This window comes from Paenarthrobacter sp. GQ52 (assembly GCF_059759005.1).
In genome coordinates, this window is sequence record NZ_JCAXEJ010000014.1 from 14094 (window position 1) to 27622 (window position 13529).

The 13529-nt window shown below is 61.2% G+C and carries 12 protein-coding genes and 1 pseudogene; 2 read left to right on the forward strand and 11 right to left on the reverse strand.

Going from position 1 to position 13529, the window contains the following annotated elements; translation table 11 throughout:
- Window positions 1-6 precede the first annotated feature (6 nt).
- From AC6CH8_RS16420 to solA, 9 genes and pseudogenes are all read right to left on the reverse strand, one after another.
- Window positions 7-1494 carry an NAD-dependent succinate-semialdehyde dehydrogenase gene (locus AC6CH8_RS16420; RefSeq protein ID WP_498191509.1) on the reverse strand — a complete coding sequence of 496 codons (1488 nt, stop codon included), beginning with the start codon at window positions 1492-1494 and terminating at the stop codon, window positions 7-9.
- Entirely contained in the window at window positions 1491-1853 is a 363-nt protein-coding gene (locus AC6CH8_RS16425; protein ID WP_498191510.1) for a cupin domain-containing protein, read from the reverse strand. The genes AC6CH8_RS16420 and AC6CH8_RS16425 overlap by 4 nt, the downstream gene beginning before the upstream one ends.
- 71 nt (window positions 1854-1924) lie before the next feature.
- Window positions 1925-3262, reverse strand: coding sequence for a lyase family protein (locus AC6CH8_RS16430; RefSeq protein ID WP_498191511.1), 1338 nt, complete (start codon window positions 3260-3262; stop codon window positions 1925-1927).
- Window positions 3263-3387: 125 nt separating this feature from the next.
- Window positions 3388-3948, reverse strand: a complete 561-nt coding sequence (locus AC6CH8_RS16435; RefSeq protein WP_498191512.1) for an Lrp/AsnC family transcriptional regulator — start codon at window positions 3946-3948, stop codon at window positions 3388-3390.
- A 27-nt stretch (window positions 3949-3975) separates the two neighbouring features.
- Window positions 3976-4170, reverse strand: a pseudogene (locus AC6CH8_RS16440) (aldehyde dehydrogenase family protein); the annotation flags it as partial.
- A gap of 145 nt (window positions 4171-4315) precedes the next feature.
- Window positions 4316-5083: an amino acid ABC transporter ATP-binding protein gene (locus AC6CH8_RS16445; protein ID WP_498191513.1), complete on the reverse strand. Its 768-nt coding sequence runs from the start codon at window positions 5081-5083 to the stop codon at window positions 4316-4318.
- Window positions 5080-5982: an amino acid ABC transporter permease gene (locus AC6CH8_RS16450; RefSeq protein WP_498191514.1), complete on the reverse strand. Its 903-nt coding sequence runs from the start codon at window positions 5980-5982 to the stop codon at window positions 5080-5082. The genes AC6CH8_RS16445 and AC6CH8_RS16450 overlap by 4 nt, the downstream gene beginning before the upstream one ends.
- A 48-nt stretch (window positions 5983-6030) precedes the next feature.
- The gene (locus AC6CH8_RS16455) at window positions 6031-6957 is read right to left on the reverse strand and encodes an ABC transporter substrate-binding protein (protein WP_498191515.1); all 927 of its coding nucleotides are present in this window, start codon (window positions 6955-6957) and stop codon (window positions 6031-6033) included.
- A 182-nt stretch (window positions 6958-7139) separates the two neighbouring features.
- The gene (solA, locus tag AC6CH8_RS16460) at window positions 7140-8297 is read right to left on the reverse strand and encodes an N-methyl-L-tryptophan oxidase (protein ID WP_498191516.1); all 1158 of its coding nucleotides are present in this window, start codon (window positions 8295-8297) and stop codon (window positions 7140-7142) included.
- Between the two features lie 246 nt (window positions 8298-8543).
- On the opposite strand from solA, the gene AC6CH8_RS16465 reads away from it, so the two are divergent.
- Window positions 8544-9224 (forward strand): GntR family transcriptional regulator, encoded by a 681-nt coding sequence (locus tag AC6CH8_RS16465; protein ID WP_498191517.1) that lies wholly within the window; start codon window positions 8544-8546, stop codon window positions 9222-9224.
- Window positions 9225-9674: 450 nt separating this feature from the next.
- The gene (locus tag AC6CH8_RS16470) at window positions 9675-10598 is read left to right on the forward strand and encodes an ABC transporter substrate-binding protein (protein ID WP_498191518.1); all 924 of its coding nucleotides are present in this window, start codon (window positions 9675-9677) and stop codon (window positions 10596-10598) included.
- Between the two features lie 130 nt (window positions 10599-10728).
- Here the strand turns inward: AC6CH8_RS16470 and AC6CH8_RS16475 are convergent, their stop codons facing one another.
- Together AC6CH8_RS16475 and AC6CH8_RS16480 are read right to left on the reverse strand one after the other, a co-directional pair.
- Window positions 10729-11079, reverse strand: coding sequence for a cupin domain-containing protein (locus AC6CH8_RS16475; RefSeq protein WP_498191519.1), 351 nt, complete (start codon window positions 11077-11079; stop codon window positions 10729-10731).
- A gap of 281 nt (window positions 11080-11360) precedes the next feature.
- Complete coding sequence (locus tag AC6CH8_RS16480; RefSeq protein WP_498191566.1) at window positions 11361-13520, reverse strand: amylo-alpha-1,6-glucosidase; 2160 nt, start codon at window positions 13518-13520, stop codon at window positions 11361-11363.
- Window positions 13521-13529: the final 9 nt, after the last annotated feature.

Sequence of the window (13529 nt, forward strand, 5' to 3'; positions counted from 1 at the left end):
CAAGTTTTAGGCTGTGGCGCGGCGGGCGACGTTGTAAAAGCGGATGTTTTGATACTCTTCGAGTCCTTCGGAGCTGCCTTCGCGGCCGAGTCCGGATTGCTTGATGCCTCCGAACGGGGCGGTGGCGTTGGATGGCACTCCCTGGTTGATGCCCACGATTCCCGTTTCGAGTCTGTCGGCGACGTTGAATGCGCGGTCCAGATTCTCGGTGAAGAGATAGCCTGCCAGACCGAACTCTGTTGCGTTGGCCCGGGTGATGACTTCTGCCTCGGAGCTGAACCGTTGAATCGCTGCGATCGGGCCGAAGATCTCCGATGTGGCGACGTCCGATTCTTCCGGGACTCTGTCGAGCAGTGTCGGAGCAAAGAAGTGACCCGCCGAGGAGTATGCGTGACCACCCGTAACCAGCTCGGCGCCCAGATCGAGGGCATTGCGGGTGAAGGCCTTCATCTGGTTTACCGCGCGGTCGTCGATTAGCGCGCCGAGCTGGGTGCCTTTGCCAAGACCGCTTCCGACCGTGACCTGCTTGAACCGTTCTGTGAGGGCGGCGACGAAGTCATCCGCGATGCCGTCCTGGACATAGATGCGGTTGGCACCAATGCAGGACTGACCGCCGTTTCGGAGTTTTGCTGCAAATGTCCCATCGACGGCACGCTGCAGGTCTGCGTCGTCGAAGACAATGAGTGGCGCGTTTCCACCCAGTTCCATGGAACTTCGAAGCACGTTCCGTGAGGCCAGTTGCAGCAACTGACGGCCGACTGGGGTTGATCCGGTGAATGAAACCTTCCGCACTCTCGAGTCGCTGAGAACCGTTTCGCTGAAAGCCCGGGAATCGGACGTGGTGATGACCTGCACCAGGTCCTCGGGAACTCCTGCCTCAACCGCAAGCTGCACCGTAAAGTACGTCGTCAGCGGTGTCAGGGTCGCTGGTTTGATCACGACAGGGCACCCAGCCGCAAGAGCGGGGGCAATCTTTCGTGTCGCCATCGCCAGCGGGAAGTTCCACGGCGTAATCAGCACCGCCAGCCCCACAGGGGAACGGCGGGTCAGAATGTTTGCCGCACCGTCGGGTGATTCACGGAAGCTGCCCGCTGGCCGCACGGATTCTTCCGCGTACCAGCGCACGAAGTCCGTCCCGTATTTGACCTCGCCCCGGGCCTCAGCGAGCGGTTTGCCCATCTCCCGGGAAATCAGGTGAGCGAGGTCCTCGGCGTGGTCAATCAGTTTGTCATACCAGGCGTGAAGCACGTCTGCACGCTGGCGGGACGTGGTCCGGGACCAGACCTTGCCGGCACGGTCTGCTTCACTGACAGCCATCAGAGCCTTTTCCACATCATCGTCCCGGACGTGGGCTATCGTCTCCCCTGTGGCAGGATCATGCACGGCAACGCCATGTGCAGGGAGAGCCAGGCTACCGATGACCCGATCGGCTTCCTGGATACTTCCGGCGTCCGGGCTGATCAACGCTGTCACGGTCTCGAATGTCGTACTCAACGGCTTTCCTCCTTGATATCCGCTACGATCCAAATCTTTCGGAGGGTCTCGTGGACCGTCCACGTACCCTCCCAACCAGCAGGGGTCACGAACAGCGACCCGGGGCCGATTTCAAAGGTGCTGCCGTCGGTCTCCTCAATGGTGGCCGCTCCGCTGATGATTTGGCAGATCTCGTGGTGCCCGTCCCGAATGCTCGAGAAGATCCCCGGAGTGACTTCCCACAGGCCCGCCCTGATCCCCTGCCCCTCCCAGGCACGAAGGGAAACCTCCGTCTGGCCAGGGGTCCGCGAAGTTGCCTTCAGGACATGCTCGCCGGGATAGACGTTCGCGGTATCGCTGATAACAGTTGCCTTGACCATAAGGTCCTCCATTCCGGGACTGTGCCCCTCGTAGTGCGGTGCGACTTCTTCTACGCCGCCCGCATCTTCATTTACGGTTCGTCAATTGACGTTCTTGTGCTGAGGCCTTTAGCCCTTTTAGGCTCGGCGCCCGTGGTGTGTTTCATCGTTCTCGAGGTTGCGGCCGTCAAGTCGTACGGCGGGATCTGCCTCAGGGCACTGTTGCTCTCCTTGGTTTGGGGGCGGACATGATTGTCGGCTGTGATTCCGCTGATGCAGTGCTCTGCAAGGGTCGTGCACGCGGACGTGAGGTGGGCGAGACTGGCCAGCAGAGACTGCGCGATGATTGGCTTGAAGACGCTGGATTGCCCCTGTCCTTCTTCGGCCGCCATCGTGATCGTCAGATCGTTGCCGACGATGTTGAAAGCGACCTGATTGACGGCTTCGGGAATGGCGGGATTGATCCCCGCCAGCCCCGTCCAAGGCCCGGAGGAGAGTAGCCGAAGGTTGCTGCAAATTCCTGAGAGCCTGATTGCAGTTCGCTTGAGCGCCCCCGAGAAGAGTACGAAGGCACTGCAGGCTTGGTGCTCCTCCGGGTCAGCGCCGCCTGCTTCAAGGGGCAGGCCGGTGATCTGCCGCAAATGGGCTAATGCATACTCCGGGTGTGTGTTGGTGCCGGTGCCATTGGCTGTCCCTCCGAGGTTGAACTCATGGACTGGGACGAGCGCTTCTCGGATGCTTCGTTCGTCCTCGTTCACCATCGCCGCACACATCCTGAACTCCTGCGCCAGCGTCATGGGCAGGGGATCCTGAGCCGGCGTTGGGCTGACCGTGGCCATACCCTCGAACTCCAGGGCCTTCCGGGCCAGTTGCCCGCGGAGAAATGCCATCGCCGGGAGAAGCTCGAGGCCGCTCTTGATGGCCGCTATCTGGATGGCCATGGCATAGACCTCGGTCGTGGACTGCCGCATATTCACGTCGCTCAGCGGATGAATGAACGCATATGCGCCGCGGTGGTGGCCGAGAATCTCGAGGGCGCGGTTGGCGATCACCTCGTTCACGTTCATGACCGAGGGTGACCCGGCCCCGCCTTGGATGACATCGACGACGAACTGGTCAAGGAGCTGGCCCTGCTCGATCTCTCGGCAGGCCTGGGCGATGGCATCCTTCTTTTCCTCACTCATCAGGCCGAGGTCCAGGTTCCCCAGCACGGCGGCCCGCTTGATCTGGGCAAGCGCCGTTACCAGTACAGGGTACGAGGAGATCCGGATGCCGGTGACGGGAAAGTTCTGGAGTGCGCGGAGCGTGTGAATGCCCCAATACACATCAGCCGGGATCTCCCCGGCTCCGATCAAATCCTTCTCGATCCTGCTTCTGCCAGAGTGCCGATCCCCTGTGCTTCCGTTGAGTACTGAAGTCGTAGATGCCATACCTTCTCGGTTCATGGTCGGGATCGCCGCGGCACGACGGAGGTCCCGGGGAACCTCAGGTTCTGGGTAGGATTCCTGATGTCGCGGTGTCGGACTAAATTTCTGTTTCATCACGTCCTGTCGCCTTACAACGGCGGCCTCGCCATGAGCCGCGGGTACGAGAGAACAATCGTCGTTCTGCTCACATCCACCGACACAACAGCCGACTGGACTCGCAGCCCGCTGGCGATCGCCTCAATGCGGGCAGGCTCTTTGACGTGAACCCTCAGGAGCAGGCAACGGTCGTCCTGAAGGACTTCCGCGGTGACGATTTCCGGGATGTAGTCCAGAGAGCGCATGAGGTCGGCGCCTGTGTGTGTGTGGTCTTGAACCACTCTGATCACGGCAGAGATTGGGCGCAGTGCAGGGGCAGGGTAATCCCGCACGAGTGTGTAGCCCCCTATGTGGCCAGTTTTCTCCAGTTTCGCAATGCGAATCGCGCATTCTTCTGTGCTGGTCCCAACCCGAACGGCGACGGCATCTGCCGTAAGCCGCGAATCCGCCTCCAGTTCGCGGAGTATCGCATCATCAATATGGTCAAGAGGCGCCGGCACAGTGCTCTTGACATCGGCACCCTCCCTCGAATCGTGCGGGTACCGGGAGCATTCCAGATCACGCAATGATCGCTCGGCAGTAAGTTCTGACATTTCACTCCAATGCTTCGATATCTGTGCCTATGAGTCGATCGCCACGACTTTCGGCTGTGTCATCTGCTCGTAGGCGAACCTGGCCCCTTCGCGGCCCGTGCTCCCGTACTTGGCGCCTCCGAAGGGCATCGCATCGAAACGGTAGTCGGAGGAGTCGTTGATCATCACGCCACACGCTTCGATGGCTTTCGCAGTGCGCAGCGCACAGTCCAGGTCCTTGGTGAGTTACCTGCCCACGGCACTGCGGCCGTGGGCAGGTAACTCCGCATCGAAGCCCACCGAGTCGGTCAGACGGGAAGCCTGCCACAACGCCGCGCTTCGGATGGTACCGAGGCCAATGACGGCCAGTCTTCCATCTGTCCCTTCTTTAGAGCACTTTCTCGAGGAAGGACCGGGTGCGGGCTTCCTGGGGGTTGCCGAGGACTTCGCGGGCATCGCCGCGTTCGATGATGTAGCCCTCGTCCATGAAGACCAGCGAATCGGAGACTTCGCGGGCGAAACCCATTTCGTGGGTGACGACGACCATGGTCATGCCCTTCTTGGCCAGGTCCTTCATGACGGCGAGGACTTCGCCGACCTTTTCGGGGTCCAGGGCCGAGGTCGGTTCGTCGAAGAGCATGATTTCCGGGTCCATCGCCAGGGACCGGGCGATCGCGACACGCTGCTGCTGTCCGCCGGAGAGCTGGGCGGGGTAGTAGTCCCCGAACCCGGCCAGGCCGACGCTGGCGAGCAATTCGTTGGCCCGCTTGGCCGATTCTTTCTTGTCAGCGCCCTTGACCAGCACGGGCCCGGACATGATGTTTTCCTGGGCGGTCATGTTCGGGAACAGGTTGAAGGACTGGAAGACCATGCCCACCCGGGTGCGCTGCTGGGCCAATTTCTTCGGCGGCAGGGCGTGGTAGGCGTTATCGGTTTCGTAGTAGCCGAAGTCTTCGCCGTTGACCTTCAGGACTCCGGAGTCCACGGTTTCCAGGCCGTTGATGCAGCGCAGGATGGTGGATTTACCGGACCCGGAGGGGCCGATGATGCAGCAGATCTCTCCGCTGGCGATCTCCAGGTTGATGTCTTTCAGGACCGTCTTGGGGCCGAAAGACTTTCGGATTCCGCGGGCGTGAATGGTGCCGTCGGCGCTCATCGGAGGTTACCTTCTTCCGGTTCTGTCAGGACAACCGCTTTCTTCGCCTTCCGGGGAAGCCGGGAGGTGGCGCGGGAGTATTTCTGCTCGAGCTTGGACTGCGGGTAGGACAGCAGCAGGGTCATGATGAGGTACCAGAGGCTGGCGACGATCAGCAGCGGGATGGTGTCGAAGGTGCGGGCGTAGATCAGCTGGGCGCTTTGGAGCAGTTCGGCCACGCCGAGCACACTGACCAGCGAGGTTCCCTTGAACATGCCGATGACCTGGTTACCGGTCGCCGGGATGATCGAGGGCATCGCCTGCGGGATGATGACCTTGCGCATCCGCGTCCCGGCGCTCATGCCCAGGGAGTCGGCGGCCTCGATCTGGCCCTTGGGCACGGCGGAGAACCCGCCGCGGATGATCTCGGCCATGTACGCGGCCTCGTTCAGGGTCAACCCGACCAGCGCCGCGGTGATCGGCCCCATCAGGGCGTTCATGTCGATCTTGGTGCCGATGTCCGTGAACGGGATCCCGAGGAACAGGTCCGGGTACAGCGCGGAGATGTTGAACCAGAAAATCAGCTGGACCAGCACCGGGGTGCCGCGGAACAGGTTGATGTAGATATTTGCCGCGATCGAAACCGGCTTCACCCGCGAGGAGCGCATGATCGCCAGGCCCAGCCCCAGCAGCGTTCCCAGGGCCATGCTCGCAACCGTGAGGAAGATGGTGAGCATCAGCCCACGCAGGATGGATTCATGCGTGAAGTACCTGCCCACGATGTCCCACTTGAAGTTGGGATTGGTCATGACGGAGGTGAGGATCCCGATGCCGAGCAGGATGCTCAGGATCCACCCTGCGTACTCGGAGCGGGTCCGAACCCGGAGCCGCGGCTTCAGCGCCGCATCGATACTCCCCATCGGTGATTTGCTTCTTTTTTTGATAACCGTCGTCATTCAGGCCACCCGCTAGTTGAGCTTGGCGTCGGTGATGGCCCCGAACTCCAGGCCCCAGGTCTTGAGGGACTCCTTGTACTCCGGGGTACCAAGGATCGACTGGACTGCCGCCTGCAGAGCCGGAGTCAGGTCCGAACCCTTCTTCACGGCGACAGCACAGATGCCGGTACCCCCGACATTCAGCGCTGGCGTGAGCATCTTGAACGAGCCCGGCTGCTGCGTCTGTGCCCAGGCGAGTGCGGTCGTGTCGTAGAGGACGCCGTCGACCCGCTTTGCGTGCAGCTGAACCAGCGCCTCCTGGACGCTCGGCAGCGTCACGGCGTTGATGGCCGGCTTGCCCTGAGAGCTGCACGTCATCTCATTCAGGGCCGGGAGGCGCTTGAGCTGCCCCGTGGAGCCCTGGATGACGGCGACGTTCTTCCCGCACAGGGTCTCGTTGCTCAGGTTCTGCGGGTTTCCCGCGTTCACGCCGATGGATGTGCCGGCCTTGAAGTAGTCGATCATGTCCACGACCTTGAGCCGCTCATCGGTCTTCGCCATGGTCGAGACGGTGAAGTCATACCGTCCCCCGTCAAGGCCCGGGATCATCGTGTCGAACTTCGCCTCCACATACTTGATCTTTACCCCAAGCTTCTTGGCGATGAGCCGCGTAATGTCGGGATTGAGGCCGATGAGGGTGTCGCCATCCTGAGCGCGGAAGATGGTCGGCGGGCTGTTCGGGTCAGCGGCGACCGTGAGCTCGCCCTTGTCCTTGTACTTTTGCGGCAGCAGGCTCACAGCCTTGGCATCGGGCTGGACGCCCTCGGAGATGTCCCTCAGCCCGATTTCAGTGGGGCTGGGGTTGGCAGAATCGCCGCTGGCAGCGGTGCCGCAGGCGTTCAGGGTCAGGAGGAGGGCCAGGGCCGCAGCCGCGGCAGCGGCCTTTCGTGCTGTCTTCATGATGCTTCCTTGAATCATTTCGTTGGGATGATGAGGTTGTTTGCGAAAGCCTGGTAGTAGCACCGGTGGCTTTTTCGAGAATCTGCCCGTGCTTTGTCTTGTGGACATCGCGCCCGTCGTCATCGGCGTCGGACTGCCATAATGACGGGGCTCGGTTTTAGGGCCGGAACGTGGGCCTCACGTCACGGGTTCTCCGTTACGGTCGGCGTTGCAAGGAACCGCTCCGGGTTCAGCAGCGCTAGGGTGTTCTCGCTCGAGCCAGTGAGCGCATAGTCGGCGGCGATCTCCCCGAGTGCGGGAGCGAGCTTGAATCCGTGGCCCGACAGGCCCGTGACGGCGGTGATGCGTTCCTCACCACCGAGGCGCCCGACAATTCCGTGTCCGTCCCTGGTATAGCCCTCCATGTAGGCGCTGACACGGATCGGGTCCGGGTGGAGGCCCGGGAAGGACTCGGCTACGAGTGCCCTGAAGGTCTGCACCTCGTCCAGCGGAACCGTCCGGTCGAGGGCGTCGGGATCCGGAACCGGCCGGTTGACCGCGCCGGAGAGACCGAGCTTCAACCCGTTCCCGGCCATCCACGGCAGTCCGTAGAACTCCCGTGGAGTCGCCCGGACAAAGCACGGGAAGCGTGCCGGATCAAACGCTCCGGGTTCCTTCCCGGCGAACCACGCCGACACCACCTTGCGCGCCTCGATGAGGGTCGCAAGCTCGAGGAAGAGCTTTCCGGCCCAGGGGCCGGGAGTGACCACGGCATGATCATAACGCTCGCTATGGCCACCAGCCGTGACCCAGACGCCGTCGGCCTTGGCCTCGATCCCCTCGACGGGGGTGTAGGTCCGCAGTTCGGCGCCAAGCGCCTCGGCCCTGCGGGCCGCTTTCAGGACGGCCAGCTCCGGACGGAGATACCCTCCTTCGCGGTCCAGGACGACGACATCGTCCGCGCGGAAGGGATGCTGGGGCCACCGCTTGCGTGCTTCTTCAAGGGGAATGGCCACTGCGTTGACCCCGAACTTATCAATGGATTCACTGACGTTCGCCATCTCGGCCGAGGCTTCCCCCAGCATGAGGTTGCCGGTGAGGGTGAGCAGCTCGGTGCCGGTCTCGGCCTCGAGCTGACGCCACAGGGCCTTCGCGCTGCGGATCAGAGGCGCGTAGTCCTGATCTTCGAAGTAGGCGGTCCGGAAGATCCGTGATTCGCCGGCATGGGCGCTGCGGTCGTGGCCCGTTCCGAACTGCTCGTAGCCAACGACATCCGCGCCCCGCGAGGCCAGGCGCCAAGCAGCCATACTGCCAGCGGTTCCCAGGCCTATGACCGCGACGCGCTTCCTGGTAGTGCTCATTCAAACCTCCTAGGTGAGAGCGATAAGGAGTCCTTCCGCGACAACCGCGGGGCTCGTGGTGATGCGTGGCAATTCCGGGGTTCGAGCGGCTTCACTGCCTGGAATGGCGTCACCAAGAATCGCTACTCTTACTTTGTCTAACAATCATGTAGGACGTCACTGTTTGATATTATCGTTTCACAATCTTGTGTCAAGGCTCACTTCGAAACGGAGTGGCTGCCGTGAGTCATCTAGGGGAGTGAATGCATGGAGAGCAAGCCTTTCTCTGAGCCCGCAAGGACAACTCTTGCGAGGACTCTTGCACCACGGGGTTCGGAACGAACCACGCTTGTGGACCAGGTGGAGCACCTCATTAGGAGGGAGATCATCCTTGGAACCCTCGACCCCGGTCGGCATCTTGTAGAGACGAGGCTCGCCGAGGACCTGTCTGTGAGCCGCGGCACAGTGCGCGAAGCCCTCACACGTCTCGCGTCAACCGGCCTCGTCGAGTTCACGCCAGGGTCCGGCACCCGGGTTCGCTACTTCAGCGACAGCGACATTGCTGAGATTGGGGAAGTCTTCGCAGCACTTGAGGGAAGAGCGGCCCTGCACGCTGCGCTCCCCCTGCCCAAAAGCGCGGAAAACGAGCTGAGGGCTATCGCGGAACGCATGCGCGGGCTGCGCCTCCCGGAAGACGTCGACGATCTGATGAGACTGGACCGCGACTTCCACGGGACGCTGATGAGCCAACAGCCCAAGGGCAAGCTGTTCGAGGCCTGGCAGAGTCTGGAATCACTTCTAGCAGTTCAGATGGTGCCGATCATGCGGCGCGGCGTGGGCACCGCCGGCAACCAGGCCGACCGCCATCTGTTGCTGTTGGACGCTGCGATGACCGGAGAGCGCGAGCTGCTGATCAAGGCTCTCGAAGAGCACTACTACCAATCCTAAAAGCGGATCCAGACGAGACAGGCGGCGATCCAACCTCTCCCGCTAACGGTATCGAAACCGACGACGACGGGATCCACAGGTCTGCGCTGAGGGCGAGCACCAGCGTTATGATCATCTCGTGGTCACATCTGGTCGTTGGGCTCAGAAGCGCCTCAGAATTCTGCCATCTACCCGGGCCTCTCCCCGGAACCGCTCCTGGTTGCTGGCTACATGGAGGGTCAGCGAAATGGTGTGGGATTATGCGGACTTCGCGCTCAAGGCTCAAGTGACAGCGCCATTCCACCCTGAAACCCGAGCCGTCCATAGAGCTTCTACCGACTGCCAGCCGGTGATGTGATGCAAGTCCCATCCCGGACCATTTCACAGATTCCTTGGGGGTTCCAGGTCTACAAAGACCAGTGAATCCAGCATCCACGTCATAACAGTAGAAATGATTTCAAGGAAAGCATCATGAAGATTCAGCGTAAGGTCCCCGCCGCCGCAGCTGCCCTTGCCGCCCTCCTGGCCCTTAGCGCCTGCGCCGCCCCTGCCGGTAGCGAACCTTCTGCCAGCCCTACCGAACTTGGTCTGCGGGACATCTCCGAGGGCGTCCAGCCCGATGCCAAGGCTGTGAGCTTGCTGCCCCAGTCCTACAAGGACAAGGGTGAGCTCACAGTGGCGGCGGACCTGCACTACCCGCCGACGATCTTCCTCGCAGAGGACAACCGGACTGCAATCGGCCTGAACCCCGACATCGCGAGGCTGATCGGGAAGAAGCTCGGGGTGAAGGTGAAGTTCGTGGACGCGAAGTTCGACACGATCATCCCGGGAATTGACGGTGGCCGGTATGACTTCACCGTCTCGACGATGGCGAAGACTGATGAGCGGCTCAAGGTCCTGGACATGATCGACTACTTCAAGGCCGGCAGCTCCATCGGTGTCAACGCCGGAAATCCGCAGAACCTGAGCAACGAGACCCTGTGCGGAAAGAACGTCGCCGTCACCCAGGGCTCCACCGGCCAACTGCTGCGCCTTCCTGCCCTCAACGAGATGACCTGCACCTCTCAGGGCAAGCTGGCCATCAACGCCGTGACGCTGCCCAACATCCAGGAAGCCCTCGTCCAGCTGAGTGCCAACAGGATCGACGCAATACTCTACGACACCACTGCCCTCGCCTGGGCGCAGACCCAGCAGCCGGGCACATTCCAGATGCTGACCCCGCCGCTCAACGTGGGCGGAACCGGCATTACGGCCGTCGCGCTGAAGAAGGGTTCTCCGCTGACCCCGGCAATGCAGGCAGCGATTCAGTCGATCCTCGGCGCCCCGGAGTACAAGGAGTCCCTCAAGACCTGGGGGCTGGAGTTCGGCGCAATCACCGAAGCCAAGCTCAACTAGCGGACGCCTCCACGCTCACCGAAGGTGAGCACAGGAGTCCGGCCCCTAAGGGACCGGACTCCTTCAATGCGACACCTGCTCGCCGGATAGAGAGGCAGAACGCCCCTATCGGAGAATGTTAGGCGATCGGCTAGGCAGGCAGGTTTTGAACAAATCCCACCTTGCGAAGGGTTTCATGAATGGTCCAGCTGCCTCGCCATCCTTCCGGAGTGACAAAGAGTGAGCCGGGTCCGATGTCGAAGCTGCCGCTCTCGTCGGTGATGGTGGCCGTTCCGCTGAGGATCACGCAAACCTCATTGAAGCCCTCGCGGGTACTCGTGAATGTTCCAGGAGTAGCCTCCCACACCCCTGTACGAGCGCCGTCAGCTTCCCAGACCTTAAAAGACACCTCCGTCTGCCCCGGCGTAGTACTGGTCGGCTTCAGGACATGCTCGCCCAGATCCGCCGTTTGGGTGTCGTTCAACACAATCGCCTTGACCATAGAATCATTCCGTTTCCGGGCGCTTTTGCCCACGAAGAAGTGTGCCAACCCTCGTTGGCCTGGATGTAGAACCATGGAGTACTCCCTTAACACCACAAGATTGGTGCCGTTTGTCAGCAGGATCCGAAACCGAGGCCGATGATCCTTCGGTGAAGACACTTCCTTACCCGCGGCCGGCCCCTCCGGGACCTCAAGATGCTACAGTGACGATGATACACAATGTCGGACAATGTTGATTGACAAAATTTGAGAGTGGTTGTCTAACAGACCACATATGTGTTCTATCGTTCGGGGTCAGCCTTGCCGGCGTTCTCAACTAGTTCGGTAAACCAGGGTCGGTGCCCGCGATAAAGCGCCATTCCCTCTGGGAGGCCCTGGACTCTTGCGACCGAATTTGTAACATCGATAGTGATACGGCTTCCCGCCATGGGTGCGTTGCTGATGTGGACATCCCCATAGGATTGCGGGAGAACCGGATCCATCCAGAGACCGCCCTTCGAAACATCGGCGTCGTATCTCATCAGGCTCGTCACCAGCAGAATCGGTGTGGTCGCGGCCCATGCCTGGGGGGCGCAAGCCGTCGGGTACGGTACGGGTTCGGGGAACCGCTCCCTGCTAAAACCGCAGAATAATTCCGGCAGCCGACCATCCGAGAACTCGGCCGCCTCGAACAGAGCCGTTGAAATCCGCTGTGCCTCTTCAACAAAGCCGTACCGTAAGAGGCCAGCAGCAATAATCGCATTGTCATGAGGCCAGACTGACCCGTTGTGATAGCTCACAGGGTTATAGGCACCCATGTCCGACGCCAAGGTTCGCACTCCCCAACCGCTAAACATCTCTGGGGACATCAGCCTTTCGGCCACCAACGGCGCCTTGTCCTCATCCACCAAGCCGAACCACAGACACTGGCCCATATTGGAAGCGCACGCGTCCACCTGGCGCTTTTTCCCGTCCAGGGCCACTGCGTAATACCCACGCTCGGGCATCCAAAACTGCTCGTTGAACCGCTTTTTCAGTTGGGCGGCACGATCAGCGAGCTCCTCGGCCAAACGCCTGTCGCCGGTGTCGTACGCAATCCAAGAACGGGCCATGAACGCCGAGTAGACATAGGCTTGCACTTCACAGAGGGCAATTGGCGGCTCGGCCAGCCTCCCGTCCGCGAAATTGATTCCATCCCAGGAATCCTTCCAGCCCTGATTTATCAGGCCCTGCGGGTTGAGGCGTTCGTACTCAACAAACCCATCCCCGTCCTTGTCCCCATAATCACGTATCCAATCCAGGGCACGGTCTGCATGAGGCAACAAACTGGCAATAGTGTCCGGCGCGAATCCCCATCGGCTGACGTCCCCAAGCCAGCAAACAAACAGTGGCGTTGCATCGACGCTGCCGTAATAAACGGACTTTCCGCCCAAAGACAAGCTACTGGACACATCCAGCCTGACTTCATGAAGAATCTTGCCCGGCTCCTCTTCGCTCAATAGATCCACCACTTGACCTTGGCGATCCGCCAGGGTTTGCAGTGTTCCCAGCGCCAGCGACGGATCAACGGGCATCGCCATTTCAGCTGCCCACAGCGCGTCGCGACCAAAGAGCGTCATGAACCATGGAGCACCGGCCGCCACCACGACCCGCTCTGCATGATCCGGGTCTTCTATACGGAGGGAACCCAAGTCGTCGTAGCTGCGCCGGAGTATACGTTCGATCGAGCGGTTGCCCATCTGCAGCACCGGAATCTTGGCCACCCACTCTTGTCGCCGCAAATCCCGCGGAGACAGCAGACCATCCACTCCAGCATGGATAAACGTACTGTCAGGATCCGCTCCCTCCCCGGTGGGTACCACTGCAAGGACGCTGCTCCATTCGCCGTGAGCCGGGATGGACGTGCTGAATGAAATGCCGTCAATGGCGATATCGGCGCCGGGGGCGCGCGCGCTGATGCTCTTCCGAACTCCCTGCCAGGAAGCACTGATATCCAGTGATTCGCCATCGACCTGACGCGTCTCATCCCAGCGGCGCGGAGTCCGTCCTTCCTTGACTTCGAACAGGTCAGCGAAATCGGCTTCCAATCCCACCGCAATACGGCACTCCGCCGGCGCCGCAGAATAGTTTCGAACAGTTAGCCGCTCCTGGATTCCGGCCCCCACTTCGCGCAGCCGCTCCACAATCAACGGGCTGTCCGCATAACCGTCTGTTCGACTAACGCGGGCAGCAAACCGCGCCCGATATGGTTCCAGCATCTGCGCCGCCAAGGGCTCCAGCGCCTGCCCATTAATGGTCAGGCTCCAGCCGGACAGGATGCGGGTGTCCTGAAAGAAGACTCCATGTGGATAGGCAGGATCAATATCTCCGTTGGGCAACGAAATGCAGAAGGATGATCCCTCCACCAGAGTGACCGCCCCTCCGCCCGGCCCCGCTGCTGTATCAGCATTCCATCCAGCCATCCCGGCTCC